The following is a 22,406-nucleotide window of genomic DNA, read 5'->3' as shown; positions in this document are numbered from 1 at the left end:
CCGCCGTCACGGACGGGGCAGCCACCCTCTGGTGGCCGCGAGGTAGCCGGCCTGGAAACGGCTGCGGGCCTCAAGCCGCTCCATCAGGTCGGCGGTGACCCGGCGCAGGGTGCGGACCGAGACGTCGAGCCTGCGGGCCACCGCCTCGTCGGTGAGTCCCGCGGAGAGCAGGCGGAGCACCTCGCGCTCCTGGTGACTGAGGCCCTTCTCGTCGCGTCTGCGCTCCTCGCCGAGGGGGGTGGCGGCACCCCAGGTCTGCTCGAACAGCGCGACCAGGGCGGTGACGACGCCCGCGCCGCGGAGCAGGACCGCGCCGACGCTGCTGTCCTCGGGGTCCGTCGGCAGCAGGGCCACCCGGCGGTCGAAGACGAGCATGCGGAGCGGAAGGCCGGGAGTGGTGCGCACCTGGCCGCCGCGCTCGGTGAGCCAGGCCGCGTACGCGCTGGTCGGCTGGTCGTTGCGGATGCTGTCGGTGTAGACGACGCGGATCGCCGTCCCCCGGTCGAGCAGCGCCTCGTCCAGGGGACGGCTCGCCGCGATGTTGTCCAGTGTCTGGGCGCTCTTCGGCTCGAACCCGAGCAACTCCTGCCGGCACTCGGCGACCTGCTCCTCGATCCTGGCGCGGATCGTGTCGATGCCGACGAGTGACTCGGAGTCCTCGCCGGAGCGGGCCGGATTCTGGTCGGCGTAGGCCGCGATCATCTGGGCGACGGCCATCCGGCTCCGCTCGATCTCCTGCTGCTTGGCCAGCAGCGCGGCCTCCTCGCGGGCCAGCAGCGCGGCCAGCCCCACCTCCGGCCGGACCAGGCGCAGCACGTCCGGCTCCTCCCAGGAGGGGCGCAGCAGCGACAGCTTGGCCAGTTCGTCCAGCGTGTCGCGGATCTGGTGGACCGGCCAGCCCAGCTCAAGGCTCAGCTCCACCACGCCGTAGGAGGGATTCTCCAGGATGGTTCGGTAGACGGTTTCCTCGGCGGACCCGATGCCAAGCAGCATGAGCACGACCCCTCCACGGTTCGAGCATGACCAAGACCCGATCTGCGGGCAGGACCCACGATGGTCTCAGCCTGAAACTAGCCAGACGCAGTGACGACGGGGTTATGCGCTCGCCTCCGGGCACGCCGGGGGTGGCGGATCCGGTCCCGGGCCGGTCCGCGGCACGCTGGCATGACCCTGCCACGTTAGGGACCTGCCAGCGGAAACACCTGGTCTATTCGCCGCGTGCCGACCACTGTCGATTCATGTATCTCATCAACGTGCGCCTACGCGCCCCCGAGATCGAAGGCCGCCTGGCCCCACCCGGCGGCCGGATGTCCGCGCGCGAGATCCGGCGTCTGCTCCTGGTGCTGGCGGAGCCCGAGGAGGGGCTTGAGCACGTCTACGGCGAGGAACGCGCCGGCGGTGTGGACCTCGGCCTCTTCATTCGCAGACCCAACCTCGACGCCGCCGAGAGCGCGGCGGCCCGACTCTGCGGGCGCTGTCTCGACGGCGTGCCCGAACTCGCGGGCTGGTCGCTGCTGGGCTGCGGCACCGACCTCGTCCTCGCCCTCGCCCGCTTCGAGACCTCCGGTGGCCAGGTCTGTCAGCGTCCTGCCATTGCAGCGCGCTGACAGCCCCGAGGCCTTCCGGAATACCCGGATATCCACCAAGAATCGAAGTGTCAGAACAAAACGGGAAATGTCCGGTGAAAGTAAGCCGGAAGATCACCCGGGGAACAGCAAAAGGGCGCCGATGATTACCGGCCGAAAGGAAGAAAGAACGATGAATGCCGCGATCCGTCCAGCCGCCCTCGTAATCGGCGTCCTCTCGCTCACCGCCATCCTCACGACCGCCGTGGCGGCCGCGGCCGCGACCGGAGAGAAGGCCGGTGGCCCCGCGGCGACCACGGCCCTCATCCTGGCCGGCGGAGCCGGCTGGCAGTGAGCCGACCAGGAGAAACCCATTCGTAACGGGCACAATGCCCGAGAAGTCGTCCGGGAGGCGACCACCGTGAAGCACCAGGAAGTCGAGTTACTCGCTCTCGGCGCAGGGCCGTCCAACCTCGCCCTCGCCGTGGCTCTCGAAGAGCTCGCTCCGGAACTGGCAACCAGAACGCTGATCATAGAACAGCACGAGAACGTGGCCTGGCATCGGGGAATGCTGCTGCCTTGGACGCAGAGTCAGGTCTCCTTCCTCAAGGACCTGGTCACCCTGAGGAACCCGCAGAGCAGATTCTCCTTTGTGAATCATCTGCACTCGGTGGGAAGGCTCACTGAATTCGTCAACCTGGGTAGTTTCACCCCGTACAGAATGGAGATCTCGAATTATCTGCTCTGGGTCGCGGAGTCGCTCGCCCAGGTGCGCATCGAGTACGGCCGGCGTTGCGTGGCGGTCGAGCCGGTCCTGTCCGGTGACGGCCAGGTCGAGCGCTGGATCGCCCGGCTCGCCGACGGCTCGACCATCGGCTGCCGCACCCTGGTGGTCGGCGCGGGCCGCGACGCGCACATCCCCGAGGTGTTCGAGACGCTCCCTCGCGAGCGGATCATCCACAGCACCGAGTTCAGCCAGAAGGTCGCCGGACTCGACCACGCCGCCCCGCACCGGGTCGCGGTCATCGGCGGCGCGCAGAGCGCGGCCGAGATGCTGTGGGCCACCCACCAGAGCATGCCCAACGCCGAGTGCACGATGATCATGCGCTCCATCGGCCTCAACGGCTACGAGAGCAGCAAGTTCACCAACGAGCTCTTCTACGCCTCCTTCGTCGACGAGTTCTACGAGTCGCGCCCCGAGGCCCGCCGCCAGCTGCTCAGCGAGATGCACCGGACCAACTACGCGGGCCTCTCCCCGGGCATGCTCGAAAACCTCTACCGGCAGATCTACCTGGATCGCCTCACCGGGCAGGAGAGGATCCAGATGATCACGATGGCCGAGATCTCCCAGGCCAGGATCGAGGGCGACGAGATCGTCCTCACCCTCAAGGACAGGAAGAGCGGCCGTCACGACGAGCTGCCCTGCGACGTCCTGCTGCTCGGCACCGGCTTCGACCGCCGGATGCCCTCGCTGATCCGTGACCTGGCCGCCAGGGCCGGCCTCGGCGAGATCGGTGTCGACCGTGCCTACAAGCTGGCCCTGCCCGCCGGGTCGAGCGCCGCCTGTTACCTGCAGGGCGTCAACGAGGACACGCACGGCATCGCCGACTCCCTGCTCAGCACGCTGGCCAACCGGGCCGAAGAGATCGTCGGCGACATCCAGGAGAGCCGGGCCACCGCCGAGCTCCTGTCCCCGTTCGCCCTCCCGGTCGCCTCCTGATCCCCCAGCCCCCCTGAAACCCACCGAGGAGAATCCCCGTGGACCTCCGTTCCTATGACCCTGCCCACCTGCGCCCGGACAACGGCCTGCTCGCCAAGAGACTGCTGCCCTGGGAGACGCTGAACGCCCCGTTCGAGGGGGCCTGGTGCGTCATCGCGCCCGGTACCGCCTCGACCCGGCACGCCCACCACGAGTACGAGATCTTCATCGCGGTCTCCGGCGAGGCGGTCCTGGAGAGCGAGGGCGAGCGCGCCCGCTTCGCCGCCGGGGACGTCGCCTACTTCCCGCCCGGCACCGACCATCAGGTGGTCAACGACGGCAGCGCCGACTTCGAGATGTACGGCATCTGGTGGGACCACGACATGACCCGCACGTTCGAGACCCGGCACCTGGAGGAGAAATGACGGGGACGATCGTCATCGCCGCCACCCCGACGCCGAACGGCGACCTGCACGTCGGCCACATGGCCGGCCCCTACATCGCCGGTGACGTCTACGCCCGCTACCTGCGGGCCGACGGCCGCCCCGTCAACTACAACACCTGCACCGACGACAGCCAGTCCTACATGATCTCGACCGCCCGCAAGCACGGCACCACGCCCGCCGAGCTGTGCGCGACCTCCACCGCGGCCATCCAGCGGTCGGTCGAGGCGATGGGCATCTCGCTGGCCCCGCTGCCGCCCGTCGACGACACCTACCGGCAGACCGTGCTCGACTTCGTCACCGCCCTGCACCGCCAGGGCCGCTTCGAACTCCGTACCGTGCGCATGCCGTACGCGGAGAACGCCGGAACCCACCTGTTCGACGGGCTGGTCAAGGGCGAGTGCCCGGCCTGCCTGACCGAGAGCTGCGGCGGGTCGTGCGAGGGCTGCGGCCACCCCAACCACTTCGACGACCTCGGCGACCCGCGCTCGGTCCTGGACCCCGACGACCCGGTGACCTCGCGCGAGGTCACCGTCCTGGTCCTGCCCATCGAGAACTACCGGGAGGAGCTCACCGCCTACTACGCCGCCCGGACCAGCACCTGGCGTGGGCACAGCAGGCAGCTCATCCGCGAGATCCTGGCCCGGCCGCTCCCGGAGATCCCGATCACGGTGCCGTCACCGGGGTGGGGCATCGACGCCCCGTTCGCCGAGACCCCCGGACAGATCCTCTACCCGTGGGTCGAGGCGATGCCCGCCTCGATCTACAGCACCTGGAAGGCGGCCGGCGGGCCCGAGGGCCCCGTCGACAGCGCCTGGCGTGCCGAGAGCGGCAACCAGCTGGTCTACTTCCACGGCTTCGACAACGTCTACTTCTGGGGCATGGTCGACCTGGTCATGCTGCTGGCCCACGGCGACCGCTACATCACCCCGGACGCCAACGTCTGCAACGAGTTCTACGAGCTGGAGAACGAGAAGTTCTCCACCAGCCGTAACCACCTGATCCGCGGCGCCGACCTGGTCGCCGAGGTGCCGCGCGACCTCGTCCGGTTCTACCTCGCGCTCACCTGCCCCGAGGACCAGCGGGCCAACTTCACCAGGGAGGGACTCGACAAGGTCGCCGGCAGGCGGCTGCGCGAGCCGTGGAACGCGCTCGCCGACCGTCTCGACACCCTCGTCACCGACCCGGGGGAGGAGTTCAAGGTCACCGCCGCCGGCCGGCGCCGGGCCGCGGTGATCGTCGAGAGGTTCAGGCTCTGCTACGACCTCACCTCCTTCAGCCTGACCAGGGCGGCGGACGGCATCGTCACCCAGCTCGGCAGGCTGCTGACCGCCGAGCGTGACGAGACCGGCGACCTGCTGATGGAGGTACGCGCCTTCCTGGCCTGCGCCGCGCCCATCCTGATCGACGTCGCGGCCGAGGCCGAGGCGGCCGGCGTCGAGCTCACCCTCGACACCTCCGCCGAGACGATCGACGCCTTCTCACTACCGCGACTGCCCGGGAGTCCCCGATGAAACTCCTCGCCATCGAAGCCAGACAGAACGCCACCTACTACCAGTCCCGCTACCAGCAGGTTCAGGACTTCGGTGCCGAGCTCTATGTGCTCAACGGCATCGGCACCCCGGACTTCTGGCCGAAGGACCGCTACCGCGTCGTGGGTTCCCAGCGCATCGACGACCTCATCACCGAGGCCAAGAACTGGCACGAGCAGGAGCGCTTCGACGGGATCATCACCTTCTCCGAGTCGGCCGTGACCACGGTCGCGGCGGTCGCGGAGGCGCTCGGCCTGCCGGGCGTGGGCGTCGAGGCGGCCAGGACCAGCCGTAACAAGCTGCTGATGCGCGAGGCGCACCGCAGGTACGACGCCCCGCATCCGGACTTCCGCTTCGTCACCGACCTGCGGGAGGCGCTCGGGGCCGCGGACGACTTCGGCTACCCGGTCATCCTCAAACCCACGCTGGGCGCCGCGAGCAACTTCGTGTTCAAGGTCGACGACCGCGAGGAGATGACGGAGCTGTTCCCGCAGGCCCTTGAGGGCATCGAGGGGATGTCGTGGTTCGAGATGGAGGCGCACGGCCTCGACCTCGGCCCGCACGGCCTGCTGATCGAGTCGTTCCTGGACGGCGAGGAGTTCCTCATCGAGGCCGTGGCCTGGGACGACGAGGTCTACCTCGGCTCCATCGTGGACCGGATCACCGTCGAGGGCGGCACCTTCGACGACGACGTGCACCACGCGCCGACCTCGCTCACCACCGAGCAGGTGGCCGCGGTCCACCGGGTGGTCAGGGCCGGCGCGCACGCCCAGGGGCTGCGGCGCAGCGTGCTGCACGCCGAGGTCCGCTTCCACCGGGGCGAGCCGTACCTGCTGGAGATCGCGATCCGGCCCGGCGGCGGGGGGCTGGATCTCATCGCCGGGATCACCGCCACGCACAACCCGATCCGCGCGGTCATGGACGTGGCGCGCGGCGCCACGCCGAGGGTGCGCCACTACCGGCCGACCGGCGTCCACGTCACCGCGATGTGCCTGCTCTGCGACGCCGGCCGGATCGCCTCGATCGAGGTGCCGGCCGAGGTCGCCGAGTCCGACCGGGTCTTCTTCCTCAAGGTCACCGCCAGGCCCGGGGACGTCATCCGGCGCCCGCCGGAGGGCAACAGCATCCTCGGTTTCCTCGGCACCACCGGCACATCCCTGGAGGACGCGAGGGAGACGATGCTCGACTACGCATCCAAGATCAACGTCACTTTCGTCCAGGAAGGAGAGCTGACATGACACAGCTGGCCGCAGAGGCGTCGCAGCGGACCCGGCGTGTGGCGCGCACCCGCCGCTACCTGATGTGCCCGCCCACCCACTTCGATGTCGTCTACTCCATCAACCCCTGGATGAACCCGGACAAGCCGGTCGACGGCGCGCTGGCCAGGCTCCAGTGGGACGGTCTGCTCCGCGCCTTCCTGGCGCTGGGCCACCAGGTGGAGTTCATCGAACCGCTGCCCGGCTACCCCGACATGGTGTTCGCCGCCAACGGCGCGACGGTCATCAACGGGAAGGTGTTGTCGGCCCGCTTCCGGTACGAGGAGCGGGCCGCGGAGGGCCCCGCCTACCTGGAGTGGTTCCGTGCCAGGGGCTACGAGACCCGCGAGGCGGTCCACGTCAACGAGGGCGAGGGCGACTACCTGCACGCCGGCAGGTACCTGCTGGCCGGCACCGGGTTCCGCACCGACATCCGTTCGCACCGCGAGGCGGAGCGGTTCTTCGGGATGCCCGTGGCGGGGCTGCGCCTGGTGGACCCGCACTTCTACCACCTCGACACCGCGCTGGCCGTGCTCGACCACGACCAGATCATGTACTACCCGGGAGCCTTCTCCAAGGAGAGCCAGGGCGTGCTGCGCGTCCTGTACCCCGACGCGATCATCGCCACCGAGGCCGACGCCGAGGTGTTCGGGCTGAACGCCGTCTCCGACGGCCGCCACGTCCTGATGCCGCCCTCGGCCACCCACCTGATGGACGAGCTGCGCGAGCGCGGCTACGAGCCCATCGGTGTCGAGCTCTCCGAGCTGCTGAAGTCCGGTGGCAGCGCCAAGTGCTGCACCCTCGAACTCAGGGCGGGCCGATCATGATCGACTACGACGGGCGCCGCTTCACCACCGGCGGCGTCCCTCCCACCGAGAGGCACCCGATCGCCCTGTACCGCCAGGACGGGGACCTGCTGTGGGGCGAGTTCTCCGGCGGGCACGCCCGCCGGGGGACCCTCACCGGGCTCTGCGCCCCCGACGGCACCCTCGACTTCGCCTACACCATGGTCCTCGACAACGGCGCCGTCGTGTCGGGCCACTGCCGCAGCACCCCGGAACTGCTCCCCGACGGCCGCGTGCTGCTCCACGAGACGTGGGAGCGCTACGGCGCCCACGCCGACAGCGGTGTGTCCCTGCTTGAGGAGATCGACCCCAACACGTTCACGCTGCCCCACCAGAGGACTGAGAGCTGACCATGACCCTGAACACCATCGCCCGCCCGAACGTGGAGAAGCCCGTCAAGGGCGGCACCGTGACCTGGGCCTGCGCGCCGGGATTCCCCCCGTCCATCATCTTCCCCTTCACCCCGCCCGAGCGCTTCGGCACCCGCAACCTGCTCGAGTTCCAGATCCTGATGTACCGGCCGCTCTACTTCTTCGGCACGCACGGCACCCCCGAGGTCGACTACGACCTCAGCATCGGCGAGCCGCCGCAGTGGAGTGAGGACGGACTGACCGTCACCGTCACCGTCAAGCCCTGGAAGTGGTCCAACGGCGAGACGATCTGCGCGGACAACGTGCTGTTCTGGGTGAACATGATGGCGGTCAAGGGCGAGCGCTACGGCGAGTACGTCCCGGGCTGCTTCCCCGACAACCTGGTCTCCTACGGCAAGCTCGCCGAGGACAAGGTCTACTTCACCTTCGACAAGGTCTACTCCAAGCGCTGGGTGCTGATGAACCAGCTCAGCACCATCACCCCGATGCCCAAGGCGTGGGACCGCACCGCGGAAGGGCCTTCCGACGCCTCCTACAGCCTGGAGAACGTGGCCGCGGTCTACGACTTCCTGATGGGGGAGAACGGCGGCGTCATCGAGGAGGACAACTCCGACCGGGTGCACTGGGCGACGAGCCCGGTGTGGAGCGTGGTCAGCGGTCCGTGGCGGCTGAAGAGCTACACCATGGAGGGCGTCGTCACCTTCGTCCCCAACGAGCACTACTCGGGACCGAACAAGGCGCACCTGGACGAGTTCCGGCAGGTCCCCTTCATGTCCGACGGGGAGGAGTACCAGAAACTGCTCGAAGGGCCGGGCGGACCCGACGGTGTCCAGGTCGGCTACCTGCCGCTGAGCTTCAGCGCCGAGCCGACGGACGACCCCACCAAGGGCGGCCCCAACCCGCTGGGCGACAACTACACGCTGGTCCCGCAGGCGGCCTTCTGCATCCGCTACATCCCGCTCAACTACAACAACCCGACGGTCGCCGGCAAGATGCTCGCCCAGACCTACATCAGGCAGGCGATGCAGCACGCCCTCGACCAGGACCGGGCGGCCCGCGACATCTACCACGGCTACGCCTACCGGCAGGACGGGCCGGTGCCCCGCTACCCGGTGAGCGACCTGGTCTCGCCCACCCTGCAGGGCGCGCCGATCCTGCCCTTCGACCCCGACCGGGCCCGCGAGCTGCTGGAGGCCAACGGCTGGGACACCAGCGTGACGCCCGCCGTCTGCGTCAACCCCGGAGAGGGGCCAGGCCAGGCCGGGGCGGGCATCCCCGGCGGTACCAAGCTCAGCTTCTCCCTCAGGTACGCCGAGGGCCGGCCCGCGCTCACCCGGTTGATGGAGCAGTTCCGCGACGACGCCGTCAAGGCCGGCATCGAGCTGCGCCTGCAGGAGGTCTACGGCTCGGTCCTGGTGGCCGAGGACGCCCCCTGTGTCGCCGGGCCCGACAGCCCCTGCCTGTGGGAGCTGAGCACCTGGGGCGGCGGCTGGGTGTACCACTACCCGAGCGGCGAGATCCTGTTCCGGACCGACGCCGGCGGCAACTTCGGCCACTACACCGACCCCAAGGCCGACGAGCTCATCGACCGCACCCTGACCAGCGACGACCCGGCCGCGCTCTACGAGTACCAGGACTACATCGCCGAGCAGGTCCCGGTCATCTTCATCCCGAACTTCTCGCTGCGGTTGTTCGAGGTTGCCAACAACCTCCGGGGCTTCGAGCCGATCAACCCCTTCGGGATGATCAGCCCGGAGAACTGGTACTACGTCGAGAACGGCGAATGACCCCATGGTGATCGCCGCGGCGCCCGTCGCCGTCATCCCCGCGCAGAACCTCATGGTCCTGCTGCTGCAACTCGGACTCCTGCTCGGCCTGGCCACCGTCCTGGGCCGCCTGGCCGTCCGGTTCGGGCTGCCCGCCCTGCTCGGCGAGCTCAGCGCGGGCATCCTGATCGGCCCCTCGCTGCTCGCCAACGTCGCCCCCGACTTCTCCGCCTGGCTGCTCCCCACCGACCCGGCCAGATTCCACATGATCGACGCCGTCGGCCAGCTCGGCGTCCTGCTGCTGGTGGGTCTGACCGGTATGCATCTCGACCTCGGCTTCATCCGCCGCCAGGGCAGGACCGCCGCCTGGATCAGCGGGATGGGACTGATCATCCCGCTGGCCCTCGGCGTCGGGATCGGTTTCCTGGCCCCCGCCGAGATGATCGCCGAGGGCGTCGACCACACGGTCTTCGCGCTCTTCCTCGGCGTCGCGCTCTGCGTCAGCGCCATCCCCGTCATCGCCAAGGTGCTGATGGAGATGCGCCTGCTCCACCGCGACATCGGCCAGCTCATCCTGAGCAGCGCGGTCGTCGACGACGTGGTCGGCTGGCTGCTGCTCTCGGTGGTCTCCGCGCTCGCCACCGCCGGGGCGCGCACCGGGCAGGCCGCGCTGACCGCGATCGCGCTGCTCGCCGCGCTCGTCCTGGTGGCCGTCCTGCTCGGCCGCAGGGTGGTCGCCAGGGTGCTGCGCGCCGCCGACCGAGGCGGGAGCGCCACCACCATCGCCGCGGTGACGATCATGATCCTGCTCTCGGCCGCGGCCACCCAGGCGATGGGATTCGAGGCCATCCTCGGCGCCTTCGTCTGCGGCGCGCTCGTCGGCTCCTCACCCGACCTGAAGGTCGCCAGGCTGGCCCCCCTGCAGACGCTCGTCGCCGCGGTGCTGGCGCCGATCTTCTTCGCCACGGCGGGTCTGCGGATGGACCTGACCGAGCTGGCCAAGCCGCCCGTGCTGGTGGCGGGGATCGTGGTGCTGACCGTCGCCATCGCCGCCAAGTTCGCCGGCGCCTACCTCGGGGCGCGTATCGCCAGGCGCACCAAGTGGGAGGCCCTGGCCCTCGGCGCGGGTCTCAACTCCCGGGGCGTGATCGAAGTGATCATCGCGATGGTCGGCCTCCGCCTGGGTGTGCTCACCACCGCGTCCTACACGGTCATCGTCCTGGTCGCGGTCGTGACCTCGATGATGGCGCCGCCCCTGCTCCGCTACGCGGCCTCCCGGATCGCCCCCACCGAGGACGAGTCCGTCCGCGAGGAGTTCTTCGACACCCTGCAGGGCTCCGACCGGGAGCTCGTGACCACCGCCAAGGAGGCGTGAGATGACCACCGACACCAGGCCGCTGATCCTGGTGGTCGCGACGGGAATGCGGCACTACCGCGAGTATCTGCTGCGCTCCATCGCCACCGAATACCGCATCCACCTCCTGGTGACCGCCGAACCCGGCTGGGAGCAGGAGTACGTCACCGGCTGGACCGTGGTCGCCGACACCACCGACGGCCCCGCGATGGCAGGCGTCGCACTGGAGCTGGCCGCCCGCGAACCCGTGCACGGGGTGCTCTGCTGGGACGAGGCCAGGATCCTGGCCGCCTCGTACGTCTCCGAGGCCCTCGGCCTGCCCGGCGGCGACCCCGAGATGGTGCGCCGCTGCCGCGACAAGCACCGCACCCGCGTCGCGCTCGACGCGCTCGGCGTGCCGCAGCCCAGGTCGCTGGCCGTCGCCACGCTGGAGGAGGCCCTGCGGGCCGCGGAGGAGGTCGGCTATCCGGCCATCCTCAAACCGCGCGGCCTCGGCGGCAGCCTGGGCGTCATCAGGGTCGAGGATCCCACGGAGCTGGCGGAGCGGTTCGCCTTCGTCAGCGAGCTGACGGTCCCCGACGGGGCGACGTACGAGATCCCCGTCCTGGTCGAGGAGTTCGCCGACGGCCCCGAGGTCAGCGTGGACGCCGTCGTCCAGGGCGGCGTGGTGACCCCGCTCTTCCTCGGCAGGAAGGTCCTGGGCTACGAGCCGTACTGCGAGGAGGTGGGTCACTTCGTCGACGCCCAGGACGCGCTCCTGCAGGACGCGGAGTTCTGCCGCGTCCTGCAGGACACGCACACCGCTCTCGGGTTCACCGACGGGTTCACCCACACCGAGATCAAGCTCTCCTCCAGGGGACTGCGCGTCATCGAGGTGAACGCCCGCCTGGGCGGGGACATGATCCCCTACCTCGGGCTGCTCACCACCGGGATCAACCCCGGCCTGGCCGCCGCCGCGGTGGCCTGCGGCCGTACCCCCGCGCTCGCCCCCGAGCGCAAGCTCGTGGGCGGGGTGCGTTTCTTCTACGTCGCCGAGGACGACACCACGATCGAGTCGATCGAGTTCGACGAGGCCGGCCTGCCCCCGGAGATCGACAGGGCGGTCGTGGTGGTCGCCCCCGGGGCGACCGTCTCGCCACCGCCCAAGGGCACCCTGTGGGGGCGTATCGCCTACGCCACCGCGCTGTCAGAGACCGTCGACGAGTGCCGGGCGGCGTTGGACGCCGCCGAGGCCGTCCTGAAGGTGAGGTCAACCGCGTGACCGCCGTTGTCGAGAACGAGAAGAACATGCCTCCAGGCCCTCCGGACAAGCCGGACGACGGGGTGTTCGTCACCCTGCGGGAGACCCCGCGCGCCGTCAAGGCGCTGCTCTTCGGCGGCTTCATCAGCAGGCTCGCCGCGTTCATTCAGATCTATCTGGTGCTCTTCCTGACCGACCGGGGCTTCTCCGCCACCCAGGCGGGGCTCGCGCTGGGCGTGTACGGAGCCGGCGCGGTGGTGGGCTCGTTCGTCGGCGGATCGCTCTCCGACCGTCTCGGCGCCCGGACGGTCACGCTGATCAGCATGGGCGGCTCAGCGGCCCTGATCGTGTCCATCCTCTACGCCCCGACCTACACGCTGCTGCTCGCCGCGGTCTTCATGGTCAGCACGGTCGGCCAGTTCTACCGGCCGGCGGCCCAGACCATGTTGACCGAGCTGACGCCGAGGCACCGGGTCGTGATGATCACGGCGATGTACCGGCTCGGCCTGAACCTCGGCATGACCGCCGCCCCGCTGATCGGCGCCGCGCTGCTCTCCGTCTCCTACAACGCGCTCTTCTGGGGAGAGGCCGCCGCGGCACTGATCTTCGGCGTCACCGTGATGTTCGCGCTGCCCAGGCGCGGGGCACACGCCGCGTACGTCGCGAAGCAGCAGGAGGCGGTGGCGGAGAAGGCGGAGGAGGCGACGCAGGGCCGCTCCGGCTACCTCGCGGTGTTCGCCGACTGGCGCTACAGCGTCTACCTGCTCGCGATGCTGCTCACCTCCATCGTCTACTGCCAGTACACGGCCACCCTTCCGCTGGACATCTCCGCCGCCGGGATCAGCCTGTGGTGGTACGGCGCGGCCGTCTCGCTGAACGGTTTCATCGTCATCACCTGCGAGCTGGCGATGACGAAGGTCGTGCAGAAGTGGCCGATCCGGCTGACCGCGCTGCTCGGCCTCGGCCTGGTCTCGGTCGGTTACGCGATCTACGCGATATCCCCGCTGCCGATCTGGTTCATGATCGGCACCCTGGTCTGGACGCTCTCGGAGATCATCGGTGGGCCCACCACGTTCGCCTATCCCGCGCTGGCCGGCCCCGAGCGGCTCCGCGGCCGCTACATCGGCGCCATGCAGAGCGTCTTCGGGCTCGGCACCGCGATCGGGCCGGTGATCGGAACCCTGGTGTGGTTCCAGGTCGGACGCTCGGTGTGGCTGTGGGCGGCCCTGGTCTCCGCGATCGCGACCGTGGCGGGCCTGATCGGCATGCGTGACCCGCACAAGGCCGAAGAGTCGCGGCCTGCGACCGCCTCGGCGACATGAACGGAGGAGTGAGATGCTCAGAATCGCCGTTGTGGGCGGTGGGATCGCGGGGGCCATGCTGGCCTGGCGGCTGTGCGAGGTCATCAGGGGCAGCGCCGTCCACCTGTACACCGGAGAGCCGCACAGGCGGGCCGACGCCAGCTCCGCCTCGGGCGGCCTGACCAGGGCGTTCGAACCGGACGCCGCGCTCTGCCTGGAGGCCGCCGACAGCCTGGCCGAGCTCCAGTCGAGTCCGGAGCTGCGCCAGTGGGCCTCCTACCGGGAGACCGGCTCGGTGTACCTGCTCCCCGGCCTGGGGCCGGGCACCGAAGGCCTGGTGGAACTGGTGCGCAGCCGGCTGCCCGGCTCGATCTCCCTGATCGGCGGCGAGGAGCTCAGCAGCCGCGGCACGTTCCGCGAGCTGCCCGAGGGAAGCGTGGCCGTCGTCGAGAAACGCGCGGGTTACCTCTCCCCGAACGCCTTCCGCGACCGGCTCCTGGTCGAGCTCGCCCGGTCGGGCGCGTTCGTCACCGACGGGCAGGTCGACGGGATCACGGCGGAGGCCGAGGTCCGCCCCGCCGAGGGCAGCCCGGCCAGGTTCGACGCCGTCGTGGTGGCGGCGGGGGCCTGGACCCAGGACCTGCTCGCCCGCACCGGCCTGTCGGACGCGGGACTGCGCACCAAGGTGATCCAGTACGTGCTCGGGCCCGCGGCCGGGAGGAATCCCGGCGCGTTCGTCGACGACACGTCCGGCCTGTACGGCAGGACGTACGCGGAGGGAAGGATCCTGCTCGGGCTGCCCACCGACAGATGGGACATCACCCCTGGAACCGTGCCGATCGACCCCGCCCTCACCAGCAGGATCCTGGATGTCGCCGAGTCCAGGATCGGGTACCGCCCGCCAGGCGGTGAGGTCAGGGCCGTCACCGCGGTCGAGTGCTACCACCCCACGGGCGGGCTGTCGCTGCGCCCCCTGGCGAAGGGCGTCTACACCTTCACCGGGGGCAGCGGCGGCGCGGGCAAGACGGTGCTCGCCGCGAGCCGCACGGCCGCGCGAAGCCTGGTCAGGTCACTGCGCTGACCGGCGGGAGGAGGGCCTGGCCGGGGCGCGGTGAACGTCACCGCGGCACCCGGTCAGGTCGTCGCGGTGAACACCAGATAGCAGTAGTCGTCCAGCATCTTCGCCAGCGGCCGGCCCGGCCGGCCCAGCCGCACCGCCAGCGCCTCCTCGTCGAGACCGGCCTCCGCGAGGAGGCGCCGCGCCCACCGGCGGCCCAGCCGCAGGTGGGCGCGGTAGGCGTCGGCGCCGCGGGCACCGTGCAGGGCGTCGGCGATGGCGGCGTCCCAGGGCATCAGCGCTCGCGGGCGCAGGGCGTGCAGCATCTTGGTCGCCGCGGTCGGCCCCAGCGAGCGGGGTCTGGATCCGGGGGCCGCCCGCATCGCCGCGAGGTCCGCGTAGCACTCGCCCACCGCGTCGATCTCGGCGTCGCCCAGCTGGGCGAGTGCGACGTCCCGGCCGGGAAGGCGATCCCGCCAGCGCTCCCACCAGGCGCCGGTCTCCGCGCAGAAGACGTCCGGCTCGCCCTCGCGCGGGTAGCGCAGCCGGCACCCCCAGGCGTTCAACCAGGTCAGCAGTGCCCGGCGATGGGCCGCGAGCGCCGGGTCGACCCACGGCCCGGTCGCCAGCAGCAGCCGTTCCCAGGACCGCTCGGCCGCGGTGTAGCCGGCGAACTCGCCGACCGCCGCGCGCAGGCGCTCCAGGTCGGGCCCCCCGTCCGTGCCGGAGCCTCCCGGGCCGGAGGCGGCGGAACGCGATCCCATCTCCCACGATGGAGTCGTCATGGTCACCGGCCGGTCAGCGGCGGCCGGCTCCGGCCCCGCATCAGCGCGGCCAGCAGCCGTTCGGTGCGCTCGTTCGGCTCCACCCCGAGGTCGGTGCGGAGCCGGTGACGGCACACCTCGTACCAGCTCAGGACGCGGCCAAGCTCGTCGAGCTCGCCGTGCATCATCATCAGGGTCTGGTAGGTGGCCTCGTGGTGGGGGTCGACGTCGAGGGTCCGGCGGCACCAGTGCATCGCGGCCGGCCAGTCCTCTCGCTCCAGCGACTCGCTGCGCAGCGCGGACAGCGCGCGCAGGGCGGTCCCGCGCATCCACTGCCGCTGCTCGTTGATCCAGCCGCCGGTCTCGCCGGTGAGGAAGTCACCGATGTAGAGGTCGGCGGTGCGCTGGAACCAGGCGATCGCGGTGTCGTGGTCCTTGGCGACCCAGGCGTCCCGGCCCCGGTCGAAGGCGCGCTGGAACTCCTCGATGTCCACCCACGCGCTGTTCGTCCGCAGCAGGTAGCCGTGGTTCTGGTGGAGCAGGGTGAAGCCGTCCCGGTCCTCGAACCCGTTGAGCACCCGGCGTACGCCGTGCACGGCCACCTTGAGCGAGCTGGAGTGGTGGTCCGCTCTCTCCGGCCACAGCACCTCGTGCAGCCGGTCCCGGTGGACGAACCGGTCACGGTTGACCAGCAGGTACTGGAACAGGGCCCGGGCCTTGCCGGCGCGCCAGTGTGACACGGCCTGCCCGTCGACCTCCAGACGGAAGTTGCTCAGGCAGCGGGCGACGACCGAGGGCGTGCCCTCGTCGGCTCCGGAGTTGTGGGGGCCAGGTACCGCCAATTGTTGAACAGGCATGTTCGCTTCCCTCAGGAGAACGGACTCCGCCGCTCGCGGAGTCAACCGCGGACGCCGAAATACGTCGTGTACGAGTGCGGTGCCAGCACGACCTGGATGTGATAGGGCATGCACTCGTCGTGCATTCTGAACATCACCGTGACCTCCGGGTAGGAGGTGGTCATGCCAAGCCCGGCGAAATAGTGGTCGGTGGCGAGGACGAGACGATAGAGCCCGCGCTCCATGAATTCGTCCATCCATTCTTTTACGTTTCCCTCGATGTCGGTCTCTCCCTCGGAGACCTGTTGCCAGTCCGCGCCCACGGCTCGCTCCAGGCGAGCTCGGACACCGGCCGCGGATCGGCCGTAGACGCCGTCAAGTGCCTGCGTGGCGATGCTCATGGTGAGGATACCCATCTTCTGGTCGGGGCCGCTTGACCTGTATCACGCGACCTCGGTCCCATCAGGTTCCACCGGAGCGTTATCCGTCCGCTTTCGGCCCGCTATCCATCGGCTACCGCTCCCTATCTTTTCCCGGCGAATGGGGCGGATGTCGGATCAGAAGAGATCGGATAAAGGCTGGATAGGGGGGCTGCCTACGTTTTGAAGCAGACAGGCGAACAGCAGCCAGGAAGACACGAACAAGAGGTGCAGAAAATGCGGAAATTCGCTAGCTCCAACGCTCTCCGGTCCATCATCGCCGCCACCGCCATCCTGGGATGCCTCGGCCTCACCGCCGTCCTCCCCGCAGTCGCCGCCGGCGGATCCCCGGAGACCGTGGTGCTCGCCAGCAACACCCCCTGGGGCTGAACCGCACCCCCGCCCGGTGGTCGCCGGCGGCGGGATTCGCCGGAGCGGTCGGAGCCGTCCAAGGCCCGGCCGCTTCTTCGCGTCTCAAACCCACCCGTTAGTCGCAAGTCAGGCCAGACCTTAACAAAACCCCCTGGTTCTCCACTCAGCGACGTTGTATGATCCCGGGCAGACAGCGGTTCATGCACATAAAATCACCCGTCGTGATCACTGAGTTATATGTCTGGGGTTACGGTTGGCCGAAATTCGATATATTTTCCTGAGTTTAAGTTAATGGTCAGGTGCCTGACGTCTCTCTTACGCAACACCATGCGGTGATTTCCTGGACAGGCCGCGACTCTGTAAGGAGATTCGGGTGGAGTATCGGATCCTCGGTCCTCTGGAAGTCGTGGCCGGTTCCCAGCGCCTGGATCTGGGAGCACCCCGGCAACAGGTGGTTCTCGGTTGCCTTCTGCTGGAGGCCAATCGCATGGTCACCATCGGGCGACTGACCGACGCGATCTACGGTGACGACCTTCCCAGCACGTCGCGCGCGCAGGTGCAGATCTGTATCTCCTCACTCCGGCGACTGTTCGCCGCCCACGGCAACCTCGACGTCATCGCGACCCATTCCCAGGGATACACCCTGCGGGTCACCGAGGGGCAGCTCGACTCCCAGAACTTCGAGAACCTGCTTAGCCAGGCCCGCCAGGCCCGTGAGAACCGCAACCCGGAGGAGGCGGTCAGACACTACCGGGACGCGCTCGCCCTCTGGCGGGGCCCCGCCCTCGACGGCCAGGAGAGCCGGCTTGTGCAGGCGGCGGTCAGCAGGCTGACCGAGCGCCGGATCAACGCCAACGAGGACTGCGTCGATCTGGAACTGGAACTCGGCAGGCACCACGAGCTGGTCGGCGAGCTCAGCGAGCTCGTCGAGGAACACCCGCTCAGGGAGCGGCTACGCGGCCAGTTGATGCTCGCTCTCTACCGCTCCGGGCGCCAGGCGGAGGCGCTGACGGTCTACCGCCGCGCCCGCCAGACGATGATCGACGAGTTGGGCATCGAGCCCAACGAGAGCCTGCAGCAACTCGAGTACGCGATCCTCACCTCCGACGAGAGCCTTGACCCGCCGGAGCGGCAGCAGCAACAACCGCAGCAGCTCCAGCGCCACGGCGAGGCGAACGAGGCGCCGGTCGCCCACCGGGCCGTACCCCGGCTGCTTCCCACCGACATCGCGGACTTCACCGGCCGGATCAAACTGGTCGAGGCCATCCGCAGCCAGCTCACCTTCGCCGCGGAGGACCGGCAGCGACTCGCCGTGCCCATCATCGCCGTGGTCGGCAAGCCGGGGATCGGCAAGTCCACGATCGCGGTGCACGTCTCGCACAGCGTCGCCGGCCGCTACGAGGACGGTCAGCTCTTCGCCGACCTGCACGGAGGGGAGTCGCGCCCGCTCGGCTCCGGGCAGGTGCTCGAACGCTTCCTGCGGGCGCTGGGCGTGCCGGGCGCCGCCATCCCCGACGGGGTGGACGAGCGGGCGGAGATGTACCGCGCGCTGCTCGCCGGACGCAGGATGCTGATCGTCCTGGACGACGCCAGGAGCGAGAGCCAGGTGCTGCCCCTGCTTCCCGGCAATCCCGAGGCCGCGGTGATAATCACCAGCAGGACCCGGCTGGCGGGCCTGCCCGGTGCCGCCCACCTCGACGTGGACCTCTTCGACTCGCGGCAGTCGGTCGACCTGCTCTCCCGTATCGCGGGTATCGAACGGGTGCAGGCCGAGCACGAGGCGGCGGCCCGGCTGGCGGACCTCTGCGGCCACCTCCCACTGGCGCTGCGCATCGCGGGCGCCAGGCTCGCGGCCCGGCCGCACTGGACGATCGACCAGCTGGTGGGCCGGCTCGAAGACGAGACCCGCAGGCTCGACGAGCTCAAACACGGGGACCTGGGCATCAGGGCGAGCATCTCCCTGACCTACGAAAGCGTCAGCGAGGACGCGCGGAGGCTGTTCAGGCGCCTGGCCATCCTGGAGTTCCGGCACTTCTCCGGCTGGGTCGCCGCCGCGCTGCTCGACAGCGACCCCTCCGACGCCCAGGACCTGCTCGACGACCTGGCCGACACCCAGCTGATCGAGGCGACGGACACCGGATACGGCGTGCACGGCCAGTACCGCTTCCACGACCTGATCCGCGTCTTCGCCCGCGAGCGCCTCGCCACCGAGGAGGCGGTCGCCGACCGCAAGGCCGCGCTGGAGAGGGTGCTCGGCGGGCTGCTCTTCCTGACCGGGGAGGCGCACCGCCGCGAGTACGGCGGCGACTACGTACAGGTGCACAGCGAAGCCCCGCGCTGGTCGCTGCCCGACCGGCTGGTCGAGAAGCTGGTCATGGCCCCCCTGCCCTGGTACGAGCGCGAGCGGCTGACACTGGTCGCGGGGATCCGCCAGGCGGCGCAGGCCGGGTTCGTCGAGCTCTGCTGGGATCTCGCGATCAGCGCCGTGACCCTGTTCGAGTCGAGGATCTACTTCGACGACTGGCGGGAGACCCACGAGGTCGCGCTGGCCGCCGCCCGGCGGGCCGGGGACCGCAGGGGGCAGGCGGCGATGCTCTACTCGATCGGCTCGCTCTACATCGCCGAGCAGCGGTTCGGAGACGCGCGCCGCGACTTCGAGGCGGCCGCGGAACTGTTCGAGGAGGCGGGCGACGACCTCGGCGTGGCCCTCGTCATCCGCAACATCGCCTTCCTGGACCGGATCAGCGGCCGGCTCGACGACGCCGTGGAACGCTACGAACGCGCACTGGCGATCTTCCGTAGGACCGATGACCAGGTCGCCTCCGCCTACGTGCTGCACAGTGTGGCCCAGATCAGACTGGACTGCGAGGACCTCGAAGCGGCCAAGCTACTGCTGAGCGAGGCGCTGGAACTCAGCAGGGTCGGCGGCAGCCGCCGCGTGGAGGCACAGGTCCTGCACCGGCTGGGCGAGACCTACCTCCGCTCGGGAGAGCTGCCGTCGGCGGCCGAGGTCTTCGAACAGACGCTCACCACGGTACGCAACATCGGGGACCCGACCGGAGAGGCGTACGCCCTGCACGGCCTGGGCATCGCGCGGCTGCGCCAGGGCGACTTCACCGAGGCCGACCTCACGCTCCAGCGCGCCCTGGAACTGGCGAGCACCATGGGAGAGAAACTGGCCGAGGCGCGGGTCGTGCTCGGCCTCGGTGAGCTGGCGCTGGCCACCGACCAGACCGAACAGGCCATCGGCCGCTTCCACCAGGCCCTCGGCCTGTTCCACAAGATCGACGCGCCGTTCCACGTGGTCCGCGTCCTGGTCATGCTCAGTGAGGCGTACTCGGCCGTCGGCGAGACCGAGGCGGCGCTGAGCGTCTCGGAGGAGGCACTCGAACTGGCCGACACGATGCCCCCCGCGATCGCCGCCCAGATCCGCACCCAGCTGGCGGATCCTCCCGCCGGCTGACCCCGGCCGTGCCCGGCGGGAGGCGGCGGAGACGGCGCGGCCACGCCCCTGGGCGGGGCGCGGACGTGTGGTGCGGCGGGTCGGTCACCGGCCCTGATCGAGTGGCCGTCGTCGCTGTGGGCGGTGCGGGCGCTCACCGGTGGCCCTCGTGTGATGCCGCCCGGCGACATCACACGAGGAGCGGGGCCGAAGATCAGCCGATCCGGCGCAGGGCGTCGGCCAGGCTGGACAGGCCGACCGGTCCGAGCTCCAGCGCGGCGGTGTGCCAGGCACGCAGGTCGAAGGCGTCGCCCTGGCGCAGCCTGGCCTCCTCGCGGGCCTGCACCCAGGCCCGCTCGCCCAGCTTGTAGGCGATGGCCTGGGCGGGCCAGCCGAAGTAGCGCACCACCTCGGCCTCGACCCGGTGCGGCTCGCAACGACCCCGGTCGCGCAGCACCTCGCAGGCCTTCTCGAAGGTCCACTTCGAGCCGTCGGGGAGCGGCAGGTCCAGGTGGACGCCCAGGTCGATGACCACCCGGGCGGCGCGCAGCGCCGACCAGTTGAGCATGCCCAGCCGGGTACCGGGGTCGGTGAACCAGCCCAGCTCGTCGGCCAGCCGCTCGGCGTACAGGCCCCAGCCCTCACCGTGGCCGTCCACCCAGGAGACCTTGGCGAACCTGGACAGGCGGTCCTCGGCCATCCGCATCGCGCCGAACTGCAGGTGATGGCCGGGAACGCCCTCGTGGAAGATCGTGGTCAGCTCGCTCCAGGTGGCGAAGCGCGTCCGCCCGCCGACCGGCCACAGCGTGCGGCCGGGCCGCGACAGGTCCTCGCTGGGCGAGTTGTAGGAGGCCGCGCCGGAGGTGGAGCTCACGTCGACCTCGGCCACGATCCGCCGCAGCGGCTCGGGGATGTCGAAGTGGGTGCCGTTCAGCTGCTCGATGGCCCAGTCGTGGCGTTCCTGCAGCCAGGCCTGGTACTCCTCCAGGGAGTCGACGGCCTGGGTCTCGTTGAGGATCTCGGTGGCCTCCTCGATGGTCGCGCCCGGCTTGATCCGCTCGACCTCGGCGGCCATCTCGGCCCCGATGCGCTCCAGCTCGGCCCAGCCCCACTCGTAGGCCTCGCGCAGGTCGATGTCGGAGCCCAGGCTGATCCTGGCCGCGACCGCGTAGCGCTCGGGGCCCACCGCGTCGGCCTCGTCAGCCCTCGGGGCGTACTCCTCGCGCAGGTAGCGCCCGGCGTCGGCGTACGCGGCGTGGGCCGCCGCCGCCGCGCTGAGCAGCTCCTCCTTGACCGGGCCCTCGCCGTAGGTGGCGACGAAGGCGTCGTGCGCCGGGGGAGTCCCGCCCGCGCCGGCGAACTGGTCGGCCTGGTCGGCCATGGCCAGCGCCTGCCTGCGAGCGCCCCGCAGGCCCGAGGCCAGGCCGACCTCCAGGCTCTCCCGCCATCCGGCGAGCATCGTGGGGATCGCCGCCAGGCGGGCGGCGACGTCGCGCCACTCGTCATCGTTGCCGTGCGGGAGGAGGACGACGCTGGAGCGCACCCGGTAGGGCAGCCCGTACGGCGCCGCCACCCAGCGGAGCGGCTCACCCATGTCGTGCCAGCCGAGCTCGGCCTCCAGCCGCTCCCGCAGGTGGGCGGCCGCCCGGATGTCCGACTCCCCGGTCGGGACCAGCTCGTCGAGACGCTTGAGGGTCGTACGGATCAGCTCGGCACGGGCAGAGCTCCCGGCGGGGCTGTGGTCGGTGGCGGCGACGAAGTCGGACACGATGCCCTCGGCACCTGCCGCGATCGGGTCGAGAGCCGCCCAGCGGGTGACGTACTCATCGCAAAGCGCAAAAATCGGAGTGCTCATGTCCGAAACGTAGGACCGCCCAACATCCATGCCTTATCGCTCCGCTATCGAACCTGGTGGCGGGCTTCAGTGACCGGGGCACGTCGGCGAATGTGGCGTACGGGTACCCGGGGGTGGGGTTCGGTCACGTCCGGGCTCGGTCACCATCGGAGGCGGCGGCGGGGCGGTCCCCGAACCCTCACCTGCTCTCGCTGCGCCTTTGACCTTCTATCCCGAACAGGCCGCACAGATGAGCGGCTCTGAAACCGCACCTGCCCTCGCTGTGTTTTCTGCCGTGCGCGACACCGGG

20 protein-coding genes are annotated in these 22,406 nt (G+C 70.1%); 15 read left to right on the top strand and 5 right to left on the bottom strand.

The annotated features are described in order from the left end of the window. Positions 1–6 precede the first annotated feature (6 nt). A complete protein-coding gene (locus AB0K21_RS04710; protein WP_364148371.1) occupies positions 7–993 on the bottom strand; it encodes a helix-turn-helix transcriptional regulator in 987 nt (328 codons plus the stop codon). Positions 994–1,238: 245 nt separating this feature from the next. Between AB0K21_RS04710 and AB0K21_RS04705 the strand changes: the two genes are divergently transcribed. From AB0K21_RS04705 to AB0K21_RS04645, 13 genes are all read left to right on the top strand, one after another. Beyond that, positions 1,239–1,607: a hypothetical protein gene (locus AB0K21_RS04705; RefSeq protein ID WP_343965215.1), complete on the top strand. Its 369-nt coding sequence runs from the start codon at positions 1,239–1,241 to the stop codon at positions 1,605–1,607. A gap of 151 nt (positions 1,608–1,758) precedes the next feature. Continuing rightward, complete coding sequence (locus AB0K21_RS04700; protein WP_343965219.1) at positions 1,759–1,920, top strand: hypothetical protein; 162 nt, start codon at positions 1,759–1,761, stop codon at positions 1,918–1,920. A gap of 66 nt (positions 1,921–1,986) precedes the next feature. Further along, positions 1,987–3,285 (top strand): SidA/IucD/PvdA family monooxygenase, encoded by a 1,299-nt coding sequence (locus tag AB0K21_RS04695; protein ID WP_343965221.1) that lies wholly within the window; start codon positions 1,987–1,989, stop codon positions 3,283–3,285. A gap of 38 nt (positions 3,286–3,323) precedes the next feature. Beyond that, the gene (locus AB0K21_RS04690) at positions 3,324–3,689 is read left to right on the top strand and encodes a cupin domain-containing protein (RefSeq protein WP_343965223.1); all 366 of its coding nucleotides are present in this window, start codon (positions 3,324–3,326) and stop codon (positions 3,687–3,689) included. Next, positions 3,686–5,221 (top strand): class I tRNA ligase family protein, encoded by a 1,536-nt coding sequence (locus tag AB0K21_RS04685; RefSeq protein ID WP_343965226.1) that lies wholly within the window; start codon positions 3,686–3,688, stop codon positions 5,219–5,221. Before AB0K21_RS04690 ends, AB0K21_RS04685 begins: the two co-directional genes overlap by 4 nt. Then, a complete protein-coding gene (locus tag AB0K21_RS04680; protein WP_343965228.1) occupies positions 5,218–6,477 on the top strand; it encodes an ATP-grasp domain-containing protein in 1,260 nt (419 codons plus the stop codon). Before AB0K21_RS04685 ends, AB0K21_RS04680 begins: the two co-directional genes overlap by 4 nt. Then, complete coding sequence (gene ddaH, locus AB0K21_RS04675) at positions 6,474–7,322, top strand: dimethylargininase (protein ID WP_343965230.1); 849 nt, start codon at positions 6,474–6,476, stop codon at positions 7,320–7,322. The genes AB0K21_RS04680 and ddaH overlap by 4 nt, the downstream gene beginning before the upstream one ends. Beyond that, a complete protein-coding gene (locus AB0K21_RS04670) occupies positions 7,319–7,690 on the top strand; it encodes a hypothetical protein (RefSeq protein ID WP_343965232.1) in 372 nt (123 codons plus the stop codon). The genes ddaH and AB0K21_RS04670 overlap by 4 nt, the downstream gene beginning before the upstream one ends. A 2-nt stretch (positions 7,691–7,692) precedes the next feature. Further along, on the top strand, positions 7,693–9,498 hold the full coding sequence (locus tag AB0K21_RS04665) for an ABC transporter substrate-binding protein (protein WP_364147831.1): 1,806 nt from the start codon (positions 7,693–7,695) through the stop codon (positions 9,496–9,498). A gap of 4 nt (positions 9,499–9,502) precedes the next feature. Beyond that, positions 9,503–10,852, top strand: a complete 1,350-nt coding sequence (locus AB0K21_RS04660) for a cation:proton antiporter (RefSeq protein WP_364147828.1) — start codon at positions 9,503–9,505, stop codon at positions 10,850–10,852. Between the two features lies 1 nt (position 10,853). Next, positions 10,854–12,092 (top strand): ATP-grasp domain-containing protein, encoded by a 1,239-nt coding sequence (locus AB0K21_RS04655; RefSeq protein WP_343965238.1) that lies wholly within the window; start codon positions 10,854–10,856, stop codon positions 12,090–12,092. Beyond that, complete coding sequence (locus AB0K21_RS04650; RefSeq protein WP_343965240.1) at positions 12,089–13,393, top strand: MFS transporter; 1,305 nt, start codon at positions 12,089–12,091, stop codon at positions 13,391–13,393. The genes AB0K21_RS04655 and AB0K21_RS04650 overlap by 4 nt, the downstream gene beginning before the upstream one ends. 13 nt (positions 13,394–13,406) lie before the next feature. Then, positions 13,407–14,453 (top strand): FAD-dependent oxidoreductase, encoded by a 1,047-nt coding sequence (locus AB0K21_RS04645; protein ID WP_343965242.1) that lies wholly within the window; start codon positions 13,407–13,409, stop codon positions 14,451–14,453. A 53-nt stretch (positions 14,454–14,506) separates the two neighbouring features. Here the strand turns inward: AB0K21_RS04645 and AB0K21_RS04640 are convergent, their stop codons facing one another. The 3 genes from AB0K21_RS04640 to AB0K21_RS04630 are packed head-to-tail and all read right to left on the bottom strand — an operon-like array spanning position 14,507 to position 16,430. Continuing rightward, positions 14,507–15,193, bottom strand: coding sequence for a hypothetical protein (locus tag AB0K21_RS04640; protein WP_364147824.1), 687 nt, complete (start codon positions 15,191–15,193; stop codon positions 14,507–14,509). A gap of 23 nt (positions 15,194–15,216) precedes the next feature. Then, positions 15,217–16,050, bottom strand: a complete 834-nt coding sequence (locus tag AB0K21_RS04635; RefSeq protein ID WP_364147821.1) for a BTAD domain-containing putative transcriptional regulator — start codon at positions 16,048–16,050, stop codon at positions 15,217–15,219. A 41-nt stretch (positions 16,051–16,091) separates the two neighbouring features. Beyond that, on the bottom strand, positions 16,092–16,430 hold the full coding sequence (locus AB0K21_RS04630) for a hydroxyisourate hydrolase (protein ID WP_326641313.1): 339 nt from the start codon (positions 16,428–16,430) through the stop codon (positions 16,092–16,094). A 255-nt stretch (positions 16,431–16,685) separates the two neighbouring features. Between AB0K21_RS04630 and AB0K21_RS04625 the strand changes: the two genes are divergently transcribed. Beyond that, complete coding sequence (locus tag AB0K21_RS04625) at positions 16,686–16,838, top strand: hypothetical protein (protein WP_343965251.1); 153 nt, start codon at positions 16,686–16,688, stop codon at positions 16,836–16,838. Between the two features lie 355 nt (positions 16,839–17,193). Then, positions 17,194–20,283: a BTAD domain-containing putative transcriptional regulator gene (locus AB0K21_RS04620; RefSeq protein ID WP_343965253.1), complete on the top strand. Its 3,090-nt coding sequence runs from the start codon at positions 17,194–17,196 to the stop codon at positions 20,281–20,283. A 193-nt stretch (positions 20,284–20,476) separates the two neighbouring features. On the opposite strand, the gene AB0K21_RS04615 is transcribed toward AB0K21_RS04620, so the two are convergent. Next, complete coding sequence (locus AB0K21_RS04615) at positions 20,477–22,117, bottom strand: DUF885 domain-containing protein (RefSeq protein ID WP_364147816.1); 1,641 nt, start codon at positions 22,115–22,117, stop codon at positions 20,477–20,479. Positions 22,118–22,406: the final 289 nt, after the last annotated feature.

This window comes from Streptosporangium sp. NPDC049248, from assembly GCF_040678965.1.
GTDB classification, from domain to species: domain Bacteria; phylum Actinomycetota; class Actinomycetes; order Streptosporangiales; family Streptosporangiaceae; genus Streptosporangium; species Streptosporangium fukuiense.
Note: the sequence above shows the minus strand (reverse complement) of the source record. Positions and strands in the feature narration are given on the sequence as shown.

Coding starts and splice junctions, on each gene's coding strand:
- AB0K21_RS04710 (WP_364148371.1), bottom strand. CDS start 993: ATGCTGCTTGGCATCGGGTCCGCCGAGGAAACCGTCTACCGAACCATC.
- AB0K21_RS04705 (WP_343965215.1), top strand. CDS start 1,239: ATGTATCTCATCAACGTGCGCCTACGCGCCCCCGAGATCGAAGGCCGC.
- AB0K21_RS04700 (WP_343965219.1), top strand. CDS start 1,759: ATGAATGCCGCGATCCGTCCAGCCGCCCTCGTAATCGGCGTCCTCTCG.
- AB0K21_RS04685 (WP_343965226.1), top strand. CDS start 3,686: ATGACGGGGACGATCGTCATCGCCGCCACCCCGACGCCGAACGGCGAC.
- AB0K21_RS04680 (WP_343965228.1), top strand. CDS start 5,218: ATGAAACTCCTCGCCATCGAAGCCAGACAGAACGCCACCTACTACCAG.
- ddaH (WP_343965230.1), top strand. CDS start 6,474: ATGACACAGCTGGCCGCAGAGGCGTCGCAGCGGACCCGGCGTGTGGCG.
- AB0K21_RS04670 (WP_343965232.1), top strand. CDS start 7,319: ATGATCGACTACGACGGGCGCCGCTTCACCACCGGCGGCGTCCCTCCC.
- AB0K21_RS04665 (WP_364147831.1), top strand. CDS start 7,693: ATGACCCTGAACACCATCGCCCGCCCGAACGTGGAGAAGCCCGTCAAG.
- AB0K21_RS04660 (WP_364147828.1), top strand. CDS start 9,503: ATGGTGATCGCCGCGGCGCCCGTCGCCGTCATCCCCGCGCAGAACCTC.
- AB0K21_RS04655 (WP_343965238.1), top strand. CDS start 10,854: ATGACCACCGACACCAGGCCGCTGATCCTGGTGGTCGCGACGGGAATG.
- AB0K21_RS04645 (WP_343965242.1), top strand. CDS start 13,407: ATGCTCAGAATCGCCGTTGTGGGCGGTGGGATCGCGGGGGCCATGCTG.
- AB0K21_RS04640 (WP_364147824.1), bottom strand. CDS start 15,193: ATGGGATCGCGTTCCGCCGCCTCCGGCCCGGGAGGCTCCGGCACGGAC.
- AB0K21_RS04635 (WP_364147821.1), bottom strand. CDS start 16,050: ATGCCTGTTCAACAATTGGCGGTACCTGGCCCCCACAACTCCGGAGCC.
- AB0K21_RS04630 (WP_326641313.1), bottom strand. CDS start 16,430: ATGAGCATCGCCACGCAGGCACTTGACGGCGTCTACGGCCGATCCGCG.
- AB0K21_RS04625 (WP_343965251.1), top strand. CDS start 16,686: ATGCGGAAATTCGCTAGCTCCAACGCTCTCCGGTCCATCATCGCCGCC.
- AB0K21_RS04615 (WP_364147816.1), bottom strand. CDS start 22,117: ATGAGCACTCCGATTTTTGCGCTTTGCGATGAGTACGTCACCCGCTGG.